At 72.3% G+C, this 22,742-nt stretch carries 19 protein-coding genes; 14 read left to right on the forward strand and 5 right to left on the reverse strand.

The features are described 5' to 3' along the window. Window positions 1-19: 19 nt before the first annotated feature. Complete coding sequence (locus ACIA77_RS37195; RefSeq protein WP_395890790.1) at window positions 20-457, forward strand: hypothetical protein; 438 nt, start codon at window positions 20-22, stop codon at window positions 455-457. Here ACIA77_RS37195 and ACIA77_RS37200 read toward each other — a convergent pair. Further along, on the reverse strand, window positions 454-1,020 hold the full coding sequence (locus ACIA77_RS37200) for an amino-acid N-acetyltransferase (RefSeq protein WP_395890791.1): 567 nt from the start codon (window positions 1,018-1,020) through the stop codon (window positions 454-456). The genes ACIA77_RS37195 and ACIA77_RS37200 overlap by 4 nt on opposite strands. Window positions 1,021-1,187: 167 nt before the next feature. Between ACIA77_RS37200 and ACIA77_RS37205 the strand changes: the two genes are divergently transcribed. The 10 genes from ACIA77_RS37205 (at window position 1,188) to atzF (ending at window position 15,568) form a co-directional block, all read left to right on the forward strand. Next, the gene (locus ACIA77_RS37205; protein ID WP_395890792.1) at window positions 1,188-3,236 is read left to right on the forward strand and encodes an acyltransferase family protein; all 2,049 of its coding nucleotides are present in this window, start codon (window positions 1,188-1,190) and stop codon (window positions 3,234-3,236) included. Between the two features lie 65 nt (window positions 3,237-3,301). After that, complete coding sequence (locus ACIA77_RS37210) at window positions 3,302-7,366, forward strand: AAA family ATPase (protein ID WP_395890793.1); 4,065 nt, start codon at window positions 3,302-3,304, stop codon at window positions 7,364-7,366. Window positions 7,367-7,436: 70 nt separating this feature from the next. Continuing rightward, window positions 7,437-8,885, forward strand: a complete 1,449-nt coding sequence (gene rimO / locus ACIA77_RS37215) for a 30S ribosomal protein S12 methylthiotransferase RimO (protein ID WP_395890794.1) — start codon at window positions 7,437-7,439, stop codon at window positions 8,883-8,885. Then, a complete protein-coding gene (gene pgsA, locus ACIA77_RS37220; protein ID WP_395890795.1) occupies window positions 8,882-9,565 on the forward strand; it encodes a CDP-diacylglycerol--glycerol-3-phosphate 3-phosphatidyltransferase in 684 nt (227 codons plus the stop codon). Before rimO ends, pgsA begins: the two co-directional genes overlap by 4 nt. Continuing rightward, window positions 9,565-10,041 carry a CinA family protein gene (locus ACIA77_RS37225; protein ID WP_395890796.1) on the forward strand — a complete coding sequence of 159 codons (477 nt, stop codon included), beginning with the start codon at window positions 9,565-9,567 and terminating at the stop codon, window positions 10,039-10,041. The genes pgsA and ACIA77_RS37225 overlap by 1 nt, the downstream gene beginning before the upstream one ends. 100 nt (window positions 10,042-10,141) lie before the next feature. Next, window positions 10,142-10,612: a helix-turn-helix domain-containing protein gene (locus ACIA77_RS37230; RefSeq protein WP_204095025.1), complete on the forward strand. Its 471-nt coding sequence runs from the start codon at window positions 10,142-10,144 to the stop codon at window positions 10,610-10,612. Between the two features lie 330 nt (window positions 10,613-10,942). Further along, window positions 10,943-11,788, forward strand: a complete 846-nt coding sequence (locus ACIA77_RS37235; protein WP_395890797.1) for a PspA/IM30 family protein — start codon at window positions 10,943-10,945, stop codon at window positions 11,786-11,788. 34 nt (window positions 11,789-11,822) lie between these two features. Next, window positions 11,823-12,809 (forward strand): hypothetical protein, encoded by a 987-nt coding sequence (locus ACIA77_RS37240; protein WP_395890798.1) that lies wholly within the window; start codon window positions 11,823-11,825, stop codon window positions 12,807-12,809. A 306-nt stretch (window positions 12,810-13,115) separates the two neighbouring features. Further along, the gene (locus ACIA77_RS37245; RefSeq protein WP_395890799.1) at window positions 13,116-13,640 is read left to right on the forward strand and encodes a hypothetical protein; all 525 of its coding nucleotides are present in this window, start codon (window positions 13,116-13,118) and stop codon (window positions 13,638-13,640) included. 185 nt (window positions 13,641-13,825) lie between these two features. Then, on the forward strand, window positions 13,826-15,568 hold the full coding sequence (gene atzF / locus ACIA77_RS37250; RefSeq protein ID WP_395890800.1) for an allophanate hydrolase: 1,743 nt from the start codon (window positions 13,826-13,828) through the stop codon (window positions 15,566-15,568). Here atzF and ACIA77_RS37255 read toward each other — a convergent pair. From ACIA77_RS37255 to ACIA77_RS37270, 4 genes are all read right to left on the reverse strand, one after another. Next, on the reverse strand, window positions 15,537-16,568 hold the full coding sequence (locus ACIA77_RS37255; protein ID WP_395890801.1) for a quinone-dependent dihydroorotate dehydrogenase: 1,032 nt from the start codon (window positions 16,566-16,568) through the stop codon (window positions 15,537-15,539). The genes atzF and ACIA77_RS37255 overlap by 32 nt on opposite strands. A gap of 141 nt (window positions 16,569-16,709) precedes the next feature. Then, entirely contained in the window at window positions 16,710-17,276 is a 567-nt protein-coding gene (locus ACIA77_RS37260; RefSeq protein ID WP_395890802.1) for a GNAT family N-acetyltransferase, read from the reverse strand. Between the two features lie 469 nt (window positions 17,277-17,745). Beyond that, window positions 17,746-18,549 carry a DNA-formamidopyrimidine glycosylase family protein gene (locus ACIA77_RS37265; protein ID WP_395890803.1) on the reverse strand — a complete coding sequence of 268 codons (804 nt, stop codon included), beginning with the start codon at window positions 18,547-18,549 and terminating at the stop codon, window positions 17,746-17,748. A gap of 3 nt (window positions 18,550-18,552) precedes the next feature. Continuing rightward, a complete protein-coding gene (locus ACIA77_RS37270; protein WP_395890804.1) occupies window positions 18,553-19,434 on the reverse strand; it encodes a ParA family protein in 882 nt (293 codons plus the stop codon). A 117-nt stretch (window positions 19,435-19,551) separates the two neighbouring features. Here ACIA77_RS37270 and ACIA77_RS37275 point away from each other — a divergent pair, with 117 nt between their 5' ends. From ACIA77_RS37275 to ACIA77_RS37285, 3 genes are all read left to right on the forward strand, one after another. Further along, window positions 19,552-20,292, forward strand: a complete 741-nt coding sequence (locus ACIA77_RS37275) for a methyltransferase domain-containing protein (RefSeq protein WP_395890805.1) — start codon at window positions 19,552-19,554, stop codon at window positions 20,290-20,292. Between the two features lie 81 nt (window positions 20,293-20,373). Then, window positions 20,374-21,591, forward strand: coding sequence for a DNA polymerase IV (locus ACIA77_RS37280; protein WP_395890884.1), 1,218 nt, complete (start codon window positions 20,374-20,376; stop codon window positions 21,589-21,591). A gap of 197 nt (window positions 21,592-21,788) precedes the next feature. Continuing rightward, a complete protein-coding gene (locus ACIA77_RS37285; protein ID WP_395890806.1) occupies window positions 21,789-22,193 on the forward strand; it encodes a DUF3040 domain-containing protein in 405 nt (134 codons plus the stop codon). The last annotated feature ends 549 nt before the right edge of the window (window positions 22,194-22,742 follow it).

Here is a 22,742-nt window from a genome sequence, read left to right on the forward strand (position 1 = left end):
ATCTTTCCGTCCCGGGTTCATGGACGCTCGCAAGTTCGCCGTGATCATCGGATCGGCCGCGGTCCTCGCCGTGGGCGCGGGGAGTTCGGTCGCGCTCGCGCACACGCTGCACGTGCCCGCGGTGCCGCCCCGGCCGGCGTCCGGGACCGTGGCCGCCGACCCCGGGCGGGACGTCACGCTGGCCCGGGGCCAGGAAGCGCAACTGTCCACGAAGGACCTGACCGTCCGCTACACGCGGCTCGTCGAGGACTCGCGCTGCCCGGCGCACGTGCAGTGCGTCTGGTCCGGCGACGCCGTCGTGGCGGTGCAGCTGAGCCAGCCGGGCCGCGGGGAGCAGACCACGAGCGTCCTGCACACCGCCAGCCGCGGCCCGCACGCGACGAACTACGCGGCGGCGACCGTCACGCTCGTCGACGTGAGCCCCAGCGGCGACCGGATCACGCTGCGCGTCAGCTAGCCGCTCGTCCGGGTGTCACCCGGCTCAGCGGAATCCCGCGGGAACTCGAGCAGCATGCGCGAGTTTCCGAGCGTATTGGGCTTCACGTACGGCAGATTCAGGAACTCCGCGACGCCCGGGTCCAGCGAGTGGCGCATCTCCTCGTAGACCTCGTGCGACACGGGCGTGCCGTCGATCTCGACGAAGCCGTGGCGGGCGAAGAACTCCGTCTCGAAGGTGAGCACGAACAGGCGCTTGAGCCCCAGGTCGCGGGCCTCGTCGACGAGCCGGCCGACCAGCGTGTGCCCGATGCCGCGCCCGCGCGCCGCTTTGTTCACCACGACCGTGCGCAGTTCGGCGATGTCCTCCCACAGCACGTGCAGCGCCGCGGCGCCCAGCACGTCCTCGTCGCCGTCGACGTTCTCGTCGACCACCACCCAGAACTCCTGCACCGCCTCGTACAGCGTGACCAGGTCCTTTTCGAGCAGGACACGCCCCGCGTCGGCGTCCACGAGAGCCTTGATCTTGCGGACGTCGGCTATGCGGGCGCGGCGGACAGCGGGTCGGGCGGAGTCGTACGGCACACGGTCCAAGATATCGATTGCCCCGGCCGCGGCCGCCGACGGCTCGATCGAGGTACCCCGGATGCGTGAGCGACGGGGTGGTCACGTATAGCTTGTGCAAGTACCTGAGCCACGAGTAGCCGCTGAACACACCGGGGCCCGCGCTTGCCCCGACGGGGAGGAAGTGCATGTCCGGGACCACCGTGGTCGCACCCGAACGACCCGGTCAGCCTCCGGCGCCTTCTGCGGCGCAGGCCCGTTTCCGGCCTGAACTGCAGGGCGTTCGCGCGCTCGCGTCGCTGCTGGTCGTCGTCTACCACGTCTGGCTCGACCGCATCTCCGGCGGCGTCGACGTGTTCTTCCTCGTCTCCGGGTTCCTCATCACCGGCCAGCTCTACCGCGCCCTGCTGCGCGGGAAGATCGAGCTGCGCCCGATGTGGGGCCGGATGATCAAGCGGCTCTTCCCGGCCGCGATGACGGTGCTGCTCGTCGTGGTGGTCGCGTCGGCGCTGCTGCTGCCGCAGGACCGCTGGTTCCAGACCATTCACGAGGTCTTCGCGTCGGCGCTGTTCTACGAGAACTGGCAGCTGGCCGCCGATTCCGTCGACTACTTCGCCCAGCACAACAGCGCGAGCCTGGTGCAGCACTTCTGGTCGCTGTCGATCCAGGGCCAGTTCTACCTGCTGTGGCCCCTGATCTTCGTCGCGCTCGGCTTCCTCGCGCGCAACCGCGGCTGGTCGCTGCGCCGCATCGTGAACACGCTGCTCATCACGCTGTTCGTGCTTTCCCTGGCGTACTCGGTCTACCTCACCGCCGTCGACCAGCCACTGGCCTACTTCCACGGCCTCACCCGCGTGTGGGAGTTCGCGCTCGGCGGCCTGATGGCGATGTTCCTCGACGCCTTCACGCTACCGCGCGGGCTGCGCATCGTGCTCGGCTGGATCGGCGTGGCGGGCCTGGTGCTGTGCGGCATCGTGCTGCGGGTCGACAGCGTGTTCCCCGGCTGGATCGCGCTGTGGCCGACGCTCTCGGCCGGGCTCGTGCTCGTGGCCGGCCAGACCGGCACGGTCTTCGGCGCCGACCGCTGGCTGAGCTCCAAGCCGCTGGGCTACCTGGGCAACCTGAGCTTCTCGCTGTACCTGTGGCACTGGCCGGTGCTGGTGTTCTACCTGGTGGTGCGCGATCGCGTGGCCGTCGGCCTGCTCGGCGGCGCCGTGGTGGTCGGGGCGTCGTTCGTGCTCTCGATCCTCACCTACCACTTCATCGAGAACCCGATCCGGCTCTCGAAGATCGGCACCGTGAAACGGTGGGGCGCCTACCGGTTCGGCATCATCGCGCTCGCGCCGGTGCTCATCGCGGCCGGTTTGTGGGGCGGGTACACCACGGCGCAGGCGAACTACTCGATCGCGCTCGACGACGCCGACCACCCCGGCGCCGCCGCGCACGCGCCCGGGTTCGTCTACCGCGGTTCGCCGTCGCCCTCGGTCGTGCCGCCGACGCTCAAGCTGCCCGAGGACTGGGCCGGCATCACCGACGACAAGTGCACGACGTCGCCGCGCAACGAAGAGCTGAAGGTGTGCACGGAAAATCCGGCCGGGCCGCCGAAGAAGCGCGTGGTCCTCGTCGGCGACTCGCACATCCAGCAGTACCTGGCCGCGTTCCTGCCGATGGTCCAGACCGAAGGCTGGGCGGTCACGTCGATGCTCAAGGGCGCGTGCCCGTTCTCGACGACGGCCGACCTGATGCCCGGTGACCAGGGCTGCATGGACTGGAACAAAGCCGCGGCCGACGAAATCGTCTCGATGCACCCCGACGCGGTCGTGACGCTCGCGAGCGTGAACACCAAGGCCGGCATCACCGAGACGACGCCGGCGGGCTTCGTGAACCAGTGGGCCCAGATGGACAACGCCGGCATCCCGGTAATCGCCGTGCGCGACAACCCGCGGTTCGCGTTCAACATGGCCGCGTGCGTCGCCCAGCGCAGCCCCACGGACCCGGCGTGCACGCTGAACCGCGCGGCCGTCCAGCCCGCCGAGGCGCCCTACGCCGCCGCACCCGGCGTGCCGGGCAACGTGTCGTTCCTCGACTTCACGGACTACTTCTGCGACAAGACCACGTGCCCGCCCGTGGTCGGCAACGTGCTGGTGTACATGGACGACAACCACCTGACCGCCACGTACCTCACGACCCTCGCGCCGATCGCGGACAAGCAGGTGAAGACCGCCCTGAAGTGGTGATCGCCCCGGTGCGGTGAGCACCGTATGCTGCCGCACCGGGAGATCGACGAGGGGAAGCGGGGGACATGACGCGCTCGGGGTGGGACGCGTTCCAGGCCGCGCACGCGGAGGCGGCCGCCGGCCGGACGACGGTGCTGGCGGGCCCGGACGGGACGTCGTGGCTGCTCGTGCCGGGCCGTCCGTGGCAGTCGTCCAGGCCTGGCGGCGCGTGGCAGTTCGGCCAGGTGCCGCCCGATCCGGCGTACTGCGCCGCGACGCGGATCGTGCCGCCGCAAGGGTTCGGGCAGCCCGGCCCCGCGCCGGGTGGTCCCGCACGACCTGGTCCAGCACAGCCCGGTCCGACACAACCTGGACCGGCGCAGCCGGGCCCGGCCGTCCCGCCGGGTGGTCCGGCCGGACCGTTCGTGCCACCGGGTCCACGGCCCGCCCCAGCCGGGCCGGTCACCGGGCCCGGGCAAGCCGGTCCGCCTCTCGCGCCCTACTCGCAGCCGGTGGGCGGACAGGCGCCGGGCACTTCCGGACCGCTGCCCGCGCAGCCGATGCCCCCGGCCCAGACCGGTCAGTACGGTGCCTTTCCCGCGCAGCAGGCGCCCGTGCCGAACCCACGTCCGGCCGGCCCGCCGCCCCTCCCCGTGTCGCAGCAACCCCCGGTGCGGGTCGAGCGAATCGGCGGCGGGGCGTTCGTGGCGGGGGAGGAGTCGGCGGCGGAGTTCGTGCGGCGGGTCGTGCAGGTCGTCGCGTGGGCCGACGGGACGCGGCACGGCGGCTCGGGCGAAGCGCCACCGCCGGAGCCGGAGCGGCCGAAGGGCGCGCAGGGCGGCGGTCTCCTCGACGATCTGGCCCGCAACACCCGCTCGGTGACGTTCGACCTCCTCGCGGTGGGCAACCGCGCGCGGGAGCGGCGTGAAGCCGAGCGCTACGAGAAGGCGTACGCCGAATGGACGGTCGCGTACCGGGAGTGGGAGCAGCGGCAGGGTTCGGGCGTGAAACAGCCGAATCCGCTGGTGCTGCTCGTCGGTGAGCCGCACACGGGGCAGCACCGGCTGTGGCGGTCGCTGCGCGCCGAGCTGGATCGCGCCGAGGTCGACTTCAGCGACGCCGTGTCCACGAGCGCCGCGGACCTGTCCGGGGACGACCCCGCAGACGTCAAGCTGCGCAGGTACGTCGCCGATCGGCAGGAGCCGTCGTTCCAGCTGATCCAGGACCTCGACGTCCTCCTCGACGAGGAACCCGGCGGTGTCCTGCGCACCCTTCGCGACTACGCCCACGACCAGAACAGCTGCCGGCTCCTCGTGTTCACCGGCAGCGAGCGCGTGGCGGAACGCCTGCGCACCGAGGCACCGGACCTCGGGTCGGCCGTGCTGCAGTACCGGATGCCGCGGTTCACGCGGCCCGCGCAAGTGGCCGCGTTGCTGGACGTCGTCGCGGCGGAGCGCTCGTTCGTGCTGCCGCCCGACGTCCGGGACCGGCTCGCCCAGCTGGCCGACGGCGCGGCCGGGGCGCGGGGCGTCGAGGCGCTGCTGGACGCGGCGGGTCGCGAAGCCGTCGCCGGCGGGCCCGCGCCGGACGGCCGGATCCACCTCGGCCCGCAGCACGTCGCGCCGCTCATCGCGGCGGCCGAGCGGCGCGCGGGCCGGCCGATCGACGAGCTCCTCGAGGAACTCGACGCGATGATCGGCCTCACGTCGGTGAAGCAGCGCGTGCGCGCGCTGGTCGCCGAAGCGCAGATCGGCGCGCGCCGCCGGGAAGCGGGCCTGCCGGTCGCCACGCGCAGCCGCCACCTCGTGCTCACGGGCAACCCGGGTACGGCGAAGACGACCGTCGCGCGGCTGGTGGGCAAGATCTACCAGGCGCTGGGCATGCTGCCCAAGGGCCACCTCGTCGAGGTCGCCCGGCCGGACCTCGTCGGCGAGTACATCGGCGAGACGTCGAAGAAGACCCGCGCTGTCTGCGAACGCGCGACCGGCGGTGTGCTGTTCATTGACGAGGCTTACAGCCTCGCGCTCGACAAGGAAGACGAGTACGGCCGCGAAGCCGTCACCGAAGTCCTGCTGCAGATGGAGAACCACCGCGACGATCTCGTCGTGTTCGCCGCCGGCTACCCGAAGGAGATGGACGAGTTCCTGGAGTCCAACCCCGGATTGCGGTCGCGGTTCGCCTCCCGGATCGAGTTCCCCGATTACACGAACGAAGAACTCGCCGCGATCTTCCGCGTCCTGGCGCAGGGCCAGGGGTACCGGCTGGGCGACGACCTCGTCGCCCAGCTGCCCGAAGCGATGCGGCGCATCCCGCGCGGGCGCGGCTTCGCGAACGGCCGTTCGGCGCGCGGCGTGCTGGAGGCGGCGATCGGCAAGCAGTCCGCGCGGCTCGCGGCCTTGCCCGACACCCCAGCGGCGGAACTGTCCACTTTGGTCGCCGCCGACCTGCCCGCCGGCGGTGAAGCCGGCGTGGCCGTGACCGACGACGCGGGGCCGCGCCGCGGCCTCGGCGAGCTGATGACCGAGCTCGACGCGATGATCGGCCTCACCCCGGTGAAGCAGCGGGTCCGCGCGCTCGTCGACGAGGTGTCCGTGGACGCCCGCCGCCGCGCCGCCGGCATGAAGGTCGCGCCGCGCAGCCGGCACCTCGTGCTCACCGGCAACCCGGGCACGGCCAAGACGACCGTCGCGCGGCTGCTCGGGCAGATCTACCGCGAGCTGGGTGTGCTGCCGTCCGGGCACCTGGTCGAGGTCACGCGGGCGGACCTCGTCGGGGAGTTCTCGGGGCAGACCGCGCCCAAGACGCGCGACGTGTGCGAACGCGCCGTCGGGGGCGTGCTGTTCGTCGACGAGGCCTACGACCTGGCCCGTGACGACGACCAGCTGGGCCGCGAAGCGGTGGCCGAGTTGCTCGTGCAGATGGAGAACCACCGCGAAGACCTCGTCGTCTTCGCCGCGGGCTACCCGAAGGAGATGGACGGCTTCCTCGAGGCGAACCCGGGCCTGCGCTCCCGCTTCGCCGCGCGCATCGAGTTCCCGGACTACAGCGACGCCGAGCTGGCCGCGATCTTCCGCGCCCTGGCCGCCGGCCAGGGTTACCAGCTGGCCGATGACCTCGTCGAGGCGCTGCCCGAAGCCGTCCGGCGCATTCCGCGCGGGCAGGGCTTCGCCAACGGCCGGTCCGTGCGGGGGCTGCTGGAGGCCGCGCTCGGCAAGCAGGCGAGCCGCCTCGCCGCGCAGCCGGCCGACACCGACCTCTCGCTCCTGACCGCCGCCGACTTGCCGGGGGAATCCGGCGTCGGGATGGCCGACGACGCCGGCCCGCCCCGCGGCCTCGACGACCTGCTCGCCGAGCTCGACGGCATGATCGGCCTGGATTCCGTCAAGCAGCGCGTGCGCTCGCTCGTCGCCGGCGCGCGGCTCGACGCGCGGCGCCGCAAGGCCGGCCTGCCCGTGGAGGCGAGCAGCCGCCACCTCGTGTTCACCGGCAACCCGGGCACGGCCAAGACGACCGTCGCGCGGCTCATGGGCCGGCTCTACCGCGAGCTGGGCCTGCTGTCCTCCGGCCACCTCGTCGAGGTCGGCCGGCCGGACCTGGTGGCGGAGTACCTGGGGCAGACGGCACCGAAGACGCGCGAAGTGTGCGAGCGCGCGCTGGGCGGGGTGCTGTTCGTCGACGAGGCCTACACGCTCGTGCAGAAGCAGGGCCAGTCCACCGACTTCGGCGCCGAAGCCATCGCCGAGCTGCTGGTCCAGATGGAGAACCACCGCGGGGACCTCGTCGTCATCGCCGCCGGTTACCCCGGCGACATGGACCGCTTCCTCGACGCCAACGCCGGCCTGCGCTCGCGCTTCGGCGGCACCGTCGAGTTCGCCGACTACGACGACGGGGAGCTCGCCGCCATCTTCACCGCCATGGCGACCCACCGCGGCTACCGGCTGGCCGCCGAGGTCGAGACCGCGCTGCCCGCCCGCATGGCCGCTCTCGACCGCGGCCCCGGCTTCGCGAACGGCCGTTCGGCGCGCGCCTTGCTCGAACAGGCGATCGCCGCGCAGGCGCTGCGCCTCGCCGGCCCGGACGTCGACCTCGAGGCCGTGGCCGACGCCGAGCTGACGCTGCTGACCCTCGCGGACCTCCCTGCTCCCGGGTGAGGCGGGCGGGCCACCGCACTGGGTGACGCCCTCGCCGACCGGCCGGAGGGCGGCGGCTACCCTGAACGTCGTGCCTTCTCCCACCACTGAGCCAGCCCGCAGCCGTCGAGTCTCCCTCGTGACCCTGGGCTGCGCCCGCAACGAGGTCGACTCCGAGGAGCTGGCCGGCCGCCTCGCCGCCGGGGGCTGGGAGCTGGCCGCGGATCCGGAGGATTCCGACGTCGTCGTGGTGAACACGTGCGGGTTCGTGGAGTCGGCGAAGAAGGATTCGGTCGACACGCTGCTCGCGGCGGCCGACACGGGCCGCAAGGTCGTGGCCGTGGGCTGCATGGCCGAGCGGTACGGCACGGAGCTGGCCGACAGCCTGCCCGAGGCCGACGCCGTGCTCGGGTTCGACCACTACGCCGAGCTGTCCGACCGCCTGGACGACGTCGTGGCCGGCCGCGACGTCGCGTCGCACACGCCGTCCGACCGGCGCAAGCTCCTGCCGATCAGCCCGGTGCAGCGTCCAGCGGCCACGGAGACCGTGGAGGTCCCGGGCCACGCGCAGCACGGCTGGGGTCCGCGCGTGCTGCGCACCCGGCTCGACGATTCGCCCGTCGCGGCGCTGAAAATCGCGTCCGGCTGCGACCGGCGCTGCTCGTTCTGCGCCATCCCGTCGTTCCGCGGCTCGTTCGTGTCGCGCCAGCCGGACGAAATCGTCGCCGAGGCCCGGTGGCTGGCGGACAACGGCGTGAAGGAGCTGTTCCTCGTCAGCGAGAACTCCACGTCCTACGGCAAGGACTTCGGCCGCGACGGCACGCGGGCGCTGGAGCTGCTTCTGCCGCGGCTGGCGGAGATCGAGGGCATCGAGCGCGTGCGCGTGTCCTACCTGCAGCCCGCCGAGACCCGGCCGCAGCTGGTGAAGGCCATCGCGACCACGCCGGGCGTCGCGGACTACTTCGACCTGTCGTTCCAGCACTCGAGCGAGCAGGTGCTGCGCCGCATGCGCCGCTTCGGCTCCACCGATTCGTTCCTGGCGCTCACCGAGCAGATCCGCGAGTACGCCCCCGAGGCCGGCATCCGCACCAACGTGATCGTCGGCTTCCCGGGCGAGACCGAGGACGACCTCGCGGAGCTGGAGCGGTTCCTCACCGGCGCGCGGCTCGACGCCGTGGGCGTCTTCGGCTACTCCGACGAGGACGGCACGGAGGCCGAGACCTTCGACGGCAAGCTCGACCCGGCCGTGGTCGCCGAGCGCGTCGGCCGCGTCTCGGCGCTGGTCGAGGAGCTCACCGCGCAGCGCGCCGAAGACCGCATCGGCACGTTCGTCGACGTCCTCGTGGAACAGGTGGCCGAGGACGGTGACGACGCCGTCGGCCGCGCCGCCCACCAGGCACCCGAGGTGGACGGCGAGTGCGTGATCCTCGAAGACCCGGACCGCCCCGCCGTCGAGGTGGGCGACCTGGTGCGCTGCGAGGTCGTCGACTCCGCCGGGGTCGACCTGATCGTCCGTCCGGTGCCGGACGCGGACCGGTGAGTGCGGCGACCGGCGACGCCGGCGAGGGCATGACCCGCGCCGCGGGCTCGGACGCGAGGAAAGCGTCCGCCGGACCGGTCCCGACGCCGGAGGCTGTCGTGCCGGAGCCGACTCCCGTTCCGACCTGGAACGTCGCGAACATCCTCACTCTTTCGCGGCTCGTGCTGGTGCCGCTGTTCGTCGTGGCCCTGTTCGCGGGCGACGGCGCGGACACGACGTGGCGGGCGATCGCGACGGGCCTGTTCGTCGTCGCGTCCGCGACCGACCAGGTCGACGGCTGGGTCGCCCGCAAGTACGGCCTGATCACCGACTTCGGCAAGATCGCCGACCCGATCGCGGACAAGGCGCTGATCGGCGCCGCGCTCGTCGGCCTGAGCGTGCTGGGCGAGCTGCCGTGGTGGGTCACGATCGTGATCGCCGTGCGGGAGATCGGTGTCACGCTGCTGCGCTTCTGGGTGATCCGCCACGGCGTGATCCCGGCCAGCCGCGGGGGCAAGGCCAAGACGATGACGCAGATCGTGGCCATCGTGGTCTACCTGCTGCCGTTGCCGGCGGGCGCGGACCCGGTGCGCTGGGCTCTGATGGGCCTCGCGGTGCTGCTGACCGTGGTCACGGGCGTCGACTACCTGGTCCGCGCGGTGCGCCTGCGGGCCGCCGGCCGCCGGGCGACGGGAGCCTGATGACGGACCTGGACAGCGCCGCCGCCGAACTGGTGGCCGCGCTGAAGAGGCGCGGCGAGACCCTGGCCGCCGCCGAATCACTGACCGCCGGGCTGGTCTGCGCGACCGTGGCCCGCATCCCCGGCGCGAGCGCGGTGCTGCGCGGCGGGTTCGTGGTGTACGCCACGGAGCTCAAGCACGAGCTCGCGGGCGTGGACGAGCAGCTCCTGGCCGAGCACGGCGCGGTGCACCCCGAGGTCGCGGCCCAGCTCGCGGACGGCGCGCGGGCGCGGTGCGGGTCCACGTGGGGGCTCGGGCTGACCGGCGTCGCGGGCCCGGACTGGCAGGACGGCGTGCCACCGGGGACCGTGCACATCGGGCTTTCCGGGCCGTCGACCCGGGTCGTGCGCACCACTTCGGAGACCGGTGATCGGGACATGATCAGGACCGCATCGGTCGGCGCGGCGTTTTCGCTGCTGAGGGAACATCTACACTGAAAGAGGCGTTCGCCCTTGGCGGACGTACGTGTCAAGTCCTGCACTCGGGGCACCGCTCTGGGTAACGTAGGAGGCACCAGTTCGGGAAGGGAGGCGCGTGATGACCGTGCTGTTGCGTGAGGCGATCGGTGATCGGCTCCGTCATGCCCGCACCAACCAGCGTCGAACGCTGCGTGACATCTCCCGCGCCGCCAGGGTGAGCCTCGGATACCTCTCCGAGGTCGAGCGCGGTCAGAAGGAAGCTTCCAGCGAGCTGCTGGCCTCCATCTGCGAGGCTCTCGACCTTCCGCTCGGCGAGCTGCTGCACAAGGTCGCGGCCGACGTGTCCGCCCTCGAATCGGTCGAGGTGGCCCCGGTCGGCGAGCCGGTGGTCGACGGTGCCCCGAGGGAGACCGTACCGGCGGAGCACGAGGCCACCGCGTCGGCGAGCGGGTTCGAAGGGGGCCGCCTGGTCTCCGAGCTGGTCGGCGACGACTTGTCCGACCTGCGGCTTTCGCCCGCTCCGCGGATGAACACCCAGCTGCGGACCACGATCGGCGCGCCGAAGCTGGCGTCGACGATCGCCGCGTAATCAGCGCTGCGTACGCGTACGGCCCCGGGCAGTTACCCCGGGGCCGTACGCCTTTTACCAATCCGACCAAAGGTAGGCGGACACCCAGCCGGACATTACTGTGGGTCGCGACGGTTTCCGCCGTGACTGTGGTCGGATTGGTAACGAGCAGCACAGATGCGTGATCGATCAGGGTCGTCCCTGAATTCCCCCGGGGTCGCCTGGAACGGCAGGGGCTGACCTGACACGATGGAACCCAACGCCGGGGTCGGGACGTTGTGCACTAGGGGAGCGACGCCCCACCTCGAGGTAACTCAGGGCCCGTGGGACGCAAGAAGGCAGGCGGAGGAGATGGCCAACCCGTTCGTGAAGTTCTGGAAGTACATGATGGCGGCGTTCTCGTCGAAGATCGACGAGCACGCCGACCCGAAGGTACAGATCCAGCAGGCCATCGAGGAGGCACAGCGCAACCACCAGGCGCTGACGCAGCAGGCCGCCTCCGTGATCGGCAACCAGCGCCAGCTGGAGATGAAGCTCAACCGGCAGCTCGGCGAGGTCGAGAAGCTGCAGGCGTCGACCCGGCAGGCCCTGGTGCTCGCCGACGAGGCGCGCGGCAAGGGTGACGAGCAGAAGGCGACCGAGTTCGAGACCGCCGCGGAGAGCTTCGCGGCGCAGCTCGTCACGGCCGAGCAGAGCATCGAGGACCTCAAGACCCTGCACGACCAGTCGCTGCAGGCTGCGGCGCAGGCGAAGAAGGCCGTGGAGCGCAACGCCACGATGCTGCAGCAGAAGCTGGCCGAGCGCACCAAGCTGCTCTCGCAGCTGGAGCAGGCGAAGATGCAGGAGCAGGTCTCCGCTTCGCTGAACCAGATGAGCCAGCTGGCCGCGCCCGGCAACACGCCGTCGCTGGAAGAGGTCCGCGACAAGATCGAGAAGCGCTACACCACGGCGCTGGGCCAGGCCGAGCTCGCGCAGAACTCGGTGCAGGGCCGCATGCTCGAGGTGCAGGAGTCGGCCACCCAGATGGCGGGCCACTCGCGGCTCGAGCAGATCCGCGCGTCCATGCGCGGCGACTCGGTCGCGCAGGTCACCGACGGTGGCGCCACGAAGTCGGCGGGCACCACCGCCGGCAGCGCCGACATCCAGCGTGAGATCCAGGCCCGCGTGCAGGCCGAGCAGGGTAAGAACCCGGCCTGACCGCCGGGCTCAGGACGACTCCGGGGGACACGCGATGGCCGGTGGCAACGGGCGGCGGGACTTCAACGAGTTCAACGCCAAGCTTGAAAAGCACATCGAAAAGCTGCCGGAGTACGCCCAGAAGGCCCAGGAGAAGCTCCACCGGTACTTCCCGCCGCCGGCCGGTGAGGCCGGCGGCGGGAAGCCCGCCGCACAGCAAAGACCGGCCTACCAGCGCCCGCCCGCGCTGCGCCGACCGACCGTGCCGACCACGTTCTCGCAGGTCGCGGGCCAGGTCCCGGCCGTCGCCGAGGTCCGCGCGAAGTGGCAGCGCTGGAACGAACCCGCGGCCCGGCACCAGCGGCGCATCAACCGCACCTCGCGGGCGCTCACGCTGTGGCTGCTCATCACGATCCTGCTCGGCGTGCTCACCGTGCTGTCGGGCACGGGTCTGCTCGGCAACGGACAGCCCGAGGTCTTCCAGACCGTGCTGTCGGGCTTCGGCACGATCGTCTTCGGCACCTTCAGCGCCCGCACCGGGCTGAAGCTGCGCGAACTCAAAAAACTCGAGCTCCCGGCAGCGGCCACCGCGCCGCCGCCACCTCTGCCTCCGGCCGGCTCCGCGGCCCGCGAGCCGATGGAACGCCTCGCCGAATCCGAAGCCTCCCTGGGCGAGCTCCTGCGGCAGCTCTCCGTCCCCACGTCGCTCGGCACCACGGCCGTCCCGGAGATCTCGGTGGCCGACGCCCGCACCACCGCCCGCGAGGCGGCCGCCGCGCTGCGCGGCCTGGCCGCCCGCATCCAGGCGATCGAACGCGGCCGCAACTCCGCCCCGGCCCGCGAACGCGCCGCGCTGGACGCCGCGATCGCGAAGATGCGGGAACAACTCGACGACGGCATAGAGGCCTACGGCAGCCTGGTCGCCGCGGCGGGCCGCGCCGTCGCCGCCAGCAGTGACGGCATGGGCACCTCCAAGCAGGCCCTCACCGAGGCGACCGACCACCTGGCCGGCCTGGCCCTGGCGCTGCGCGAGCTGTCCTAGCGACCACCACCGGCCCGCTGCGGCGAGCAGGCCCTGACCGACGCGACCGACCACCTCGCCGGCCTGGTCCTGGGGCTGCGCGAGCTGTCCTGGCGACGCCCGGCCCGGCGGCGAGCGGGTCCTCGCCGAGGTGACCGATCAGCTGGCGGGCCTGGTTCTGGCGGTGCGCGAGTTGTGCTGGCGGCGCCCGGCCCGGCGGCGAGCGGGTCCTCGCCGAGGTGACCGATCAGCTGGCGGGCCTGGTTCTGGCGGTGCGCGAGTTGTGCTGGCGGCGCCCGGCCCGGCGGCGAGCGGGTCCTCGCCGAGGTGACCGATCAGCTGGCGGGCCTGGTTCTGGCGGTGCGCGAGCTGTCCTGGCGGCACCGGGCCCGGCGGTGGTTGTGGCGCGGCAAGCAGGTCCTCGCCGAGGTGACCGGCCATCTCGCCGGCCTGGTTCTGGCGGTGCGCGAGTTGTGCTGGCGACGCCGGGCCCGGCGGTGGTTGTGGCGCGGCAAGCGGGCCCTCACCGACGTGACCGGCCATCTCGCCGGCCTGGTTCTGGCGGTGCGCGAGCTGTCCTGGCGACGCCGGGCCCGGCGGCGGTTGTGGCGCGGCAAGCAGGTCCTCGCCGAGGTGACCGATCAGCTCGCCGGCCTGGTCCTGGCGCTGCGCGAGCTGTCCTGGCGACCACCGGCCGGCGGCAGTTCCGCCGCGGAGAACTGCGTGGTTTCGGCGCGTGTGCGTATTCCCGTGCGCCGGCGTGATGGCGCACCGCGCCCGGGAACGAGCCGAACGGCGCAGTTTGACTTTCCGGTCGGCCTAGTCCGCGCGCGCTTCGCCGACGGTCGGTAAGTGCGCGGTGATACCGAAACAATCGCGTAATCGGAAACACCTGGTTACGGAAACGCGTGCGGTTTAACGTTTTTCTCATGCAGTCAGTGGTGGCACCCGCCAGAATCGGCGCCGTGGACTGAGGTTTCCGTGGCGCCGGACGTACACAGTGGACTTTCTCGATCCCGCCGAGGAAAGGACGCCCCGTGACCACGCTCCTGCCTGAACCGGAACCAGTGCCCGTTTCCCCGCCCAGCGCGCACCGCCGCGTGGTCGCCGCGTTCGAACGCCTCGCGCACGTCGACCGGCCCGAGCTGTGGATCAGCCTCCGCACGCTGGAGGAAGTGCTGGTCGACGCCAAGGCGGTCGACGAGCGCGTGCGAGCCGGCGAGGACCTGCCACTGGCGGGGACCGTGGTCGCGGTCAAGGACCTCATCGACGTCGCCGGGCTGCCCACCACCGCGGGGTGCCCGGGTTTTTCGCGGGTGCCCGTGACCAGTGCCACGGCGGTCACGCGGCTCACCGGCGCGGGGGCCGTGGTGCTCGGCAAGACGAACCTCGACCAGTTCGGGTCCGGCCTGGCCGGCACCCGCAGCCCGTACGGCCCGGTCGTTTCGGCCACCGACCCGGACAAGGTCGCGGGTGGGTCCAGCAGCGGTTCTGCCGTGGCCGTCGCGCTCGGGATCGCCGACCTCGCGCTCGGCACTGACACCGCGGGCTCCGGCCGCGTGCCGGCGGCGCTGAACGGCGTGATCGGCCTCAAGCCGACGCTCGGGCTGGTGCCGAAGACGGGCGTGTTCCCGGCGTCGCCGTCGTTCGACTGCGTGTCGGTGTTCGCGAGCAGCCTGGCGCTCGGGCAGCGCGCGCTGGCCGTGCTGACGGGTCCCGACGGGCTCGACCCGTCCGCGCGGGAGTGGCCCGCCGACGTCCCGCTCGGCGTGGGGGAGCGCCCGCGCGTCGCGATCCCGGACGAGGCCGGGCTCGTGCCGTTGTCGGCGCCGGCGAAGCGCGCGTTCCTGGCGGCTGTGGCGTCGCTGGAAGCCGCCGGCGCCCTCGTCGAGCCGCTCGACCTCAGCGTGTTCTTCGAAGCCGGACAGCTGCTCTACGGCAGCGCGCTCGTCGCCGAGCGTTACGCGTCCGCGGGGGAGATCCTCGCCGCCAAGCCGGAGGGCGCCGATCCGACGGTTTCGGGCATCGTCGCGGCCGCGGGCACGCACCTCGCGCACGAGCTCGCCGACGCCCAGCGCCGCGTCACGCAGCTGCGCGCGGCCGCCCGCGAAGCGCTGGGCGAGCACGACGCGCTGCTGCTGCCCACCGTGTCCGATCACCCCGACCTGAGCGAGGCGCTGGCCGACCCCGCCGGCGTGAGCGCACGGCTCGCGACGTACACGGCGTTCGTCAACGTGCTCGACCTCTCCGCCGTCACGGTGCCGGTGCGCCCGGGGGACCAGCGGCCGTTCGGCGTCACCATCGCCACGCGGGCCTTCGACGACCAGATCGCGATCGAGCTCGCCGGGCTGCTCACGGGCGAGCCGACCGAGCCGTACCCGCCCGAAGGTGTGGACCTCGTCGTGTTCGGCGCGCACCTGCGGGGCCAGCCGCTCAACGACCTGCTGCACGGCGGGCGGTTCGTGGCGCCGGTCCGGACCGCCGAGCGCTACCGCATGGTGCTGCTGGACACCGAACCCGCGCAGCCCGGTGTCGTCGCCGGTCGCGCGGCGCTGGACGGGGAACGCTGGCGCCTGTCGCCCGCGGCGTTCGGCCGGTTCGCCGCGACGCTCGCGGATCCGTTCGCGCTCGGGCACGTGACCCTGGAGGACGGCAGCACGCCGCTCGCGGTGCTGGTCCGCCCGGACGCGGCCGACCGCGCACCGAACCTCGACCGGTACGCCTCGTGGCGCGGCTACCTGCGGTTCGTCAGCACGGCCGACCGGCGATCCCCCGGCTGACCCGGCGCACCAGGCCCGGCCCGTGCAGCGCGAAGCCGGTGTAGAGCTGCACGAGGCTCGCGCCGGCGTCGAGCATCCGCCGCGCGTCTTCGGGCCCGAGGATGCCGCCGACCCCGATGATCGGCAGCTTGCCCTCGGTGCGCTCGTGCACGAACTGCACCACCTCGAGCGACCGCGCCGTGAGCGGACGGCCCGACAGACCGCCGGTCTCGGCCGCGAGGTGCGCTTCGGCAGGGGCGATGCCTTCGCGCGACAGCGTCGTGTTCGTGGCGATGATCCCGGCGACCCCGTGCGCGAGGCACACGTCGAGCAGCTCCGCGAGCGCCTCGTCGGTGAGGTCCGGGGCGACCTTCACCAGCAGCGGCGTCGCCCCGCCCAGCTCGGCCGACGTCCGGCGCAGCTCGGCGAGCAGTTCGGCCAGCGCGGCCTTGTCCTGCAACGCCCGCAGGCCCGGGGTGTTCGGTGAGCTGACGTTGATCGCGAAGTAGTCCGCGTACGGGTGCAGTGCGCGCAACGAGAACCGGTAGTCCTCGACGGCCTCGGCCAGCGGCGTCACCTTGGACTTGCCGATGCTGATCCCCAGCGGCACCCCGAGTTTGCCGTGCGCCGCGAGCCGCCGGGCGAGAGCCTCTGCGCCGTCGTTGTTGAACCCCATGCGGTTGATCACGCCGTCGCTGCCCGGCAGGCTGAACAGCCGCGGCTTCGGGTTGCCCGGCTGCGCGTGCCGCGTGACCGTGCCGACCTCGACGAACCCGAACCCCAGCGCCGGCCACGCCTTGAGCGCCAGGCCGTTCTTGTCCATGCCCGCGGCCAGCCCCACGCGGTTCGGGAACCGCAGCCCGAGCACGGTCACGGGGTCGTCCGTGCGGTACACCCGCGACACCGGTCCCAGCGCGGGCGCCACCCGGCCCAGCAGCCGGACCGTGCGCTCGTGCACGACCTCCGGGTCGTGGTAGGCCAGCCGGTACATCACGGGACGGGCGATCTTGTCGAACAGCACGCGCCCATGCTGCCTCATCGCCGATCGAGCGGCGCCCGGAACCCGGCTTGCCTGTGGCGCCGGTCGCGGTCACCGTCGCGGGAGGGCGTCACGCGGGTCGCGAGCACCGGCGCCGATTCCGCCGGCCCGGCCCGCGCCCGGTCAGCCGGCGACGCGTTCCTTCCACTCGTGTTCGACCATGGCGTAGACCAGCTCGTCGGTCCACTCGCCTTTGACGATCTCGTTCTCCTTCAGGTGCGCTTCCTTGCGCATGCCGAGGCGCTCCATGAGGGCCATCGAGGCGGAGTTGCGGCCGTCGCAGCGGCCGATGATGCGGTGCAGCCCCAGTTCTTCGAAGCCGAGGCGCAGGAGTTCCTTGGTGGCCTCCAGCGCGAGGCCCTTGCCGTGGTGGTCGGGGTGGAAGACGAACCCGATCTCGCCCTGGCGGTGTTCCGCGCTGAGGTATTCGAGGTTCAGGTCGCCGATCAGCTGGCCCGTCTCGGCGAGCTCGACCGCGACGGCGAGGAACTGGCCCTCCTGGGTCACCGTCGAGCTGTGGACGCGCTTGGCGAGCGCGGCGGCCGATTCGGCGCGGCTGCGCGGTCCCCAGTACAGGTAGCGGGCGACGTCGGCCCGGGACTGGAACGAGTTCAGGGCGTCGAGGTCCTCGAGCCTGAACGGGCGCAGGAGCAGCCGTTCCGTGGTGATCGGGTAGTCCGGCCTGAGCATGCCGTTCAGGCTAGCCAGGTGCGGCCGTTCGGGGTACGGAGCCCTCCCGCTCGATCGCCGGGCGGTCGTCCACCTGAGCCCGGCGGCGAGATTTCGTATATGAGAGCTCCCGGGGCGGCTCTCGGACGCCGTCAAACGTCCGAGCCCGAGCCGGACCGGTGCTCGGAAGCCCCGGGAGCACGGTGACTGCCTGGTATTCGTCAGCAGGCAACACGCGAAGCAGGCGATGAGCCGAAGGTGGCTCAGGTTGTATCGCTGCTCAAAGTCCCTACGCGCGCCATCCGCTAGCGGACAGCCACCTCACGAGTCCTGTTGGAATACAACTTAGGACCACCTCCTTTCTCGTGTACTGCCACGCTAACCGCGAACCTCGGTGCGCGGCAACATCATTTGGGCGAACTCACGGCGCCCTGCCAGGGATGTCCGAATCCGTTCGCCCGGTGCGAACACGGGAGCCGCACCCGGCGGTTCAGTCCACGGGTCGCGGGCCGGGCTGGCAGCGCGGGCAGAACCACGTCGGCCGCCGGTACACGCCGTCACCCTGGTCGCGCACCTCGACCCGGCCGCCGCAGCGGAAGCAGCCCTGCCGGGTGCGCTCGTACACCCAGTTGCGCCGGCCGCGCCCGAGGTCGCCGGTGGTCACCTGCTCGTGGCGCCACGCGTTGGCCAGCAGCAGCTTGCGGGCGAGCGCCACGACCTTCTTGGTGTCCACTTCGGACACCGGTGTCCACGGCGAAACCCTGAGCAGGAAGCAGATCTCCACCTTGTAGAGGTTGCCGACGCCGGCCATGATCCGCTGGTCCAGCAGCGCGTCGCCCAGTTCGCGGTCCGGTTGCGCGGCGAGCGCCGTCACGGCCCGCCCGGTGTGCTCGTCGGTCCACTGTGGATCGAGCAGGTCCGGGCCGAGGTGGGCGACGAGGTCGTGCTCGGCCGCGGCGGGCACGAGCTTCAGGTCGTGCAGGCGGAACCCGACGGCCTGCACGTCAGCGGTCGCCAGGATCACCCGCGCGTGGTGGGCGGGGGTGCGCCACCGCCCACCGGCCGGGTAGATGTCCCAGCTGCCGTCCATGCGCAGGTGGCTGTGCAGCGTCAGGTCACCCGAGAAGCGCGTGAACAGGTGCTTGCCGACCGTGCCGACGCCGAGCACCTCGCGGCCCGCGAGGTCCACAGTGGCCAGTGCGGGGTGGCGGAATTCGCCGCGCACCAGCGTTTTCCCGGCGAGCGCCTTGTCGAGCAGCTTGCCGGCGAGGAAGACGGTGTCGCCCTCGGGCACGGCTCAGCCCGCGTTTTCGGACACTTCGGCGTCGGCCGCCGCGTCGGCGGCGGTGGTCTCGGGCCCGTCCTCTTCGTCGCCGTGCACGCGGTGGCGGCCGGCACGGTTGGACCGCAGGATCTTGGCGAGCACCATGTTGAACGTCAGCGCGATCTCCTGCGCGCCCGGCGAGTGCCACTCGTGGATCGGGCTGCACGCGCCCTGCGCCTGCTGCACGGCCAGCCGGTCGGGGATCGCGGTGGGCATCACGAGCGAGCCGAAGTTCTCGCGCAGCTCGGCGACGCGGAACTGGTGCTCGTAGGACCGCACGCGCAGCTTGTTGACCAGCACCCCGATCGGGCGCAGGCCCGCGTTGCTCTCCTCGCGGATGCGCTCGATCGCCTCCAGCGCGCGCTGGGCGCCCGCCACGGCGTACATCGTGGGCTCCGTCACGATCAGCGCGCTGTCGGCCGCCACGAGCGCCGACTTCGTCAGCCGGCCGAGCGACGGCGGGCAGTCGATCACGACGAGCTCGTACGGCTCGTCGCGCAGCGGGTGGCTGTGCAGCTCGTCGAGGGCGCGCGAGAGGTTCTCCAGGCGCCGCCCGTCGGAGTCGGGTTCGTTGAGCTGCTCGAGCTCCTCGGCGCCGACCAGCACGTCGACCTCGTCGCTCCAGACGCTGGGCGCGATGGCGCGTTCGAGCACCGCGCGCGCCGGGGTCTCCAGCACGTCGGCGAGCGTCGCGTCGGTGTAGGGCGGGTCGAGGGAGGTGGTGGCGTTGCCCTGCGGGTCGAGGTCGGCCACGAGGGTGCGGGTACCCCTACGCAGAGCGGCCGACGCGATACCGAGCGCGACCGTCGTTTTACCGACGCCACCCTTGAGGCTGAGAACGGCGACCGTGTGCACTCGACACAGCCTACGGGCCGCCCGCGGTGCGGGTCTCGACGAAGGTGCCGAACGCCTCTCCCGGGCGGCCCCGGGTCACGGCGGGTGACCGGCGGCCGGGCACTACCCTGTCGAGCTATGAAGACGGACACCGTGGCCGCCCGGGGTTCGGGCGCCGTTCGCCGGGCGCTCGAGGCGGAGTTGCGCGCGGCCCGCGCCCGCGGCGTGGAGCAGCCCTCCGTCGTCGACGTCGGCGGCGGCAGCGGCGGCTGGGCGGTGCCCTTCGCGGCGGCCGGCTGCCTCGTGACGGTGGTCGAACCCAACCCCAACGCGCTGGCGACCCTGCGCCGCCGTGCCGAGGAGGAGGGCGTCTCGAGCCGGATCACGGTGATCGCGGACGACTCCGACGCCCTCGGCACCCGGGTCGAGGCCGGCTCGGCCGACCTCGTCCTGGCCCACGGCCTGCTGGAGGTCGTCGACGACCCGGCCGTGGCGCTCGGCGCGCTGGCCGCGGCCGTCGCGCCCGGCGGGGCGCTGTCGGTGCTCGTGGCCAACCGCAACGCGGCCGTGCTGCACCGCGCGCTGGCCGGGCGGATCGCCGACGCGCAGCGGCTGCTCGACGGCGCCGACGGCGTGGTGCCGGGCGGGCGCGACACCGTGCTGCGCCGGTTCGACAGCGCCGGCCTGACCGACCTGCTCGTGGGCGCGGGCCTCGAGGTGACGCTGCTGCAGGGCGACCGGGTGATCGCCGACGTCGTGCCGGGCGAGGTGCGTGAGGACGAGCTGGCGGAGTTCGAACTGGCGGCCGCGTCGGTGCCGGCGTTGCGCGACGTCGCCGGGCGGCTGCACGCGATGGCGCGGCCGGTTCCGCGGGCCTGATCGGCTCGGGCCGGAACTTGTCGGTGGCTCCCGGTAGCGTCCGCGGACGTGGGGAGCAGAAACGCCGAACTGCCCAGCGGGATGGCCCGCTACCGCGTCACCACGGGTGCCGGGACGCTGCCGGACGACACCGGCTGCGGGATCCTGCACGTGGACATGGACGCGTTCTTCGTTTCGTGCGAGCTGCGAACGCGGCCCGAGCTCGCCGACAAGCCCGTCGTCGTGTCCGGCGGCGGGCCGCGGTCGGTGGTGGCGGCGGCGAACTACCCGGCGCGCGAGTACGGCGTGCACTCGGCGATGCCGTTCTCCACGGCGAAGCGGCTCTGCCCGCACCTGATCTGCCTCCAGCCCACGTCCGGGCTGTACGGCGACGTGTCGCGCCGGGTGATGGACATCTTCCGCGAGCTCACGCCGCTCGTGGAGCCGCTGAGCCTCGACGAGGCGTTCCTGGACGTCAGCGGTGCGCTGCGGCGGCTGGGGTCCACTCCGGCGCGGCTGGGGGCGCGGATCCGGGAGCGGGTGGCGGCGGAGCACGGGATCACGTGCTCCGTGGGGGTCGCGAAGGTCAAGTTCGTCGCGAAGCTCGCGTCGGGGATGGCGAAGCCCGACGGGATGGTCGTGGTGCCCGCGGCCGAGACGCTGCCGTTCCTGCACCCGTTGCCCGTGTCGGCTCTGTGGGGTGTCGGGAAGCGCACGGAGGAGCAGCTGCGCCAGCAGGCGCTGCACACGATCGCCGACGTCGCGGCCGCCCCGCCGGCGCGGCTGCGCCGCTCGCTCGGCAAGGCGATGGGGGAGCACCTGTGGGCGCTGGCCAACGGTCACGACGACCGCGCGGTGGTGCCCGAATCGGCGGAGAAGTCGATCGGGGCGGAGCGGACGTTCGACGTCGACCTGCACAGCCGGGACGAGCTGGGGCTGGAGCTGTTGCGGCTGGCCGAGCGGGTCGGGGCGACGCTGCGGGCGCGGGGTCTGCGCGGGCGGACCGTGTCGATCAAGGTCCGGTTCGCCGACTTCACGACGATCACCCGGGCGCGCACGGTGTTCACAGCCACGGACGTCGCGCGCGACATCCACCGCACCGCCGTCGAGCTGCTGGCCGAACACGCGCCGACGGGGGCCGTGCGGCTGATCGGCGTGCGCGTGGAGGGCCTCGACACGGGTGAGGAGGGCGAGCAGCTGCAGTTCGCGTCCGACGAGCCGCGGTGGCGCGACGCGGAAGTGGCCGCCGACGTGGCGAGGTCCCGGTTCGGGTCAGCCGCGGTGCGGCCGGCCTCGTTGCTGACGCCCCGCGAGCCCTGACGAGGGGGCCGGTGACCCAGTGTCAACCCACGTCAGTCGTGATTTCCCCCAATTCGATCCCTTCTGGATGCGGGATCGGGTAGTCGGACGCGCGCGGGGCTCGTATCCTGGACAGTGCCACCCCGCCTGGGGATGGCTGTTGGGTCCAGAACGTTGCGCGGCCCGGCGCCCGCGACAGCTGTGCCGGAGGAGGAAAGATGCCACTCTCCGAGCATGAGCAGCGGCTGCTCGATCAGATCGAGCGCGAGCTCTATGCCGAGGACCCCAAGTTCGCATCCACGGTGCGTGGCACCCGGTTGCGCCGCCCCGCCCGCCGACGGCGTATCCAGGGCATCGCCCTGTTCGTGGTGGGTGTCGCACTGCTCGTGCTCGGCGTGGTGGTGCCCGTGCTCCGGGTCGCTGACATCCCGTTGATCAGCGTGCTGGGATTCCTCGTGATGTTCTTCGGGGTGATGTTGGCCGTCACGTCCCTGCGCCACGGCGGCGACGCCGGCGGGGGCGGCAAGGACGCCGGCCGCGGAGGCGGCAAGGGGTCGGGCCGCAAGAGCTCGTTCACGCAGCGCATGGAGGAACGGTTCCGCCAGCGCTTCGAAGAGCAGTAGCTCCGTTCACCGGTTTTGAGACCCGCGCTTCGCCCGGCTGTGGCGGAGCGCGGGTTCTCGTGTGTGTGGATGTGTGCCTGATCGGGTGATGGTGGTCGGCGGGCTTCTGGTGTGTGCCGCTCTTGCCTGGGCGTCGTGGTTGGGGCTCTGGCGTTGTGGGTGGGGCTCGGGCTTTGCGGCTGTGACCGTGGCGTCTTTGTTGGGGCTCGGGCGTTGTGGCTGGGGCTGTGGCGTTGCGGGTGGGGCTCGGACCTTGCGGTTGGGACCGCGGCGTCACGGTTGGGCGATTACCCACAGGCCGCCCAAGTTGTGGATATCCAGACCCGGAACGACGCGATCACCCGTTTTTGTCGGTGCCGGGCGATAAAATGGACATGGGCACGCCCCCTCAGGGTGGGCGGGGGCTCTCTTTCCGGGGCCGGCGGGCTGGCACAGGTTCGCGATACGCCGACTTTTACGGGTCCGGCGCCTGATTCCGCACGGTGCGGCGATGGTGAGCGCCGAGAGCGAGGCCTCAGCGCGGTGACACGAAGCGGGCCGAGGCAGTGA

Source organism: Amycolatopsis sp. NPDC051903 (assembly GCF_044452505.1).
GTDB lineage: Bacteria > Actinomycetota > Actinomycetes > Mycobacteriales > Pseudonocardiaceae > Amycolatopsis.

Bases quoted from the DNA above. Each gene is read 5' to 3' on its own strand.
- ACIA77_RS37260 (WP_395890802.1), bottom strand. From the start codon at position 17,276: ATGCTCAGGCCGGACTACCCGATCACCACGGAACGGCTGCTCCTGCGC.
- ACIA77_RS37235 (WP_395890797.1), top strand. From the start codon at position 10,943: ATGGCCAACCCGTTCGTGAAGTTCTGGAAGTACATGATGGCGGCGTTC.
- ACIA77_RS37205 (WP_395890792.1), top strand. From the start codon at position 1,188: ATGTCCGGGACCACCGTGGTCGCACCCGAACGACCCGGTCAGCCTCCG.
- ACIA77_RS37230 (WP_204095025.1), top strand. From the start codon at position 10,142: ATGACCGTGCTGTTGCGTGAGGCGATCGGTGATCGGCTCCGTCATGCC.
- ACIA77_RS37280 (WP_395890884.1), top strand. From the start codon at position 20,374: ATGGCCCGCTACCGCGTCACCACGGGTGCCGGGACGCTGCCGGACGAC.
- ACIA77_RS37285 (WP_395890806.1), top strand. From the start codon at position 21,789: ATGCCACTCTCCGAGCATGAGCAGCGGCTGCTCGATCAGATCGAGCGC.
- ACIA77_RS37195 (WP_395890790.1), top strand. From the start codon at position 20: ATGGACGCTCGCAAGTTCGCCGTGATCATCGGATCGGCCGCGGTCCTC.
- ACIA77_RS37210 (WP_395890793.1), top strand. From the start codon at position 3,302: ATGACGCGCTCGGGGTGGGACGCGTTCCAGGCCGCGCACGCGGAGGCG.
- ACIA77_RS37240 (WP_395890798.1), top strand. From the start codon at position 11,823: ATGGCCGGTGGCAACGGGCGGCGGGACTTCAACGAGTTCAACGCCAAG.
- ACIA77_RS37275 (WP_395890805.1), top strand. From the start codon at position 19,552: ATGAAGACGGACACCGTGGCCGCCCGGGGTTCGGGCGCCGTTCGCCGG.
- ACIA77_RS37225 (WP_395890796.1), top strand. From the start codon at position 9,565: ATGACGGACCTGGACAGCGCCGCCGCCGAACTGGTGGCCGCGCTGAAG.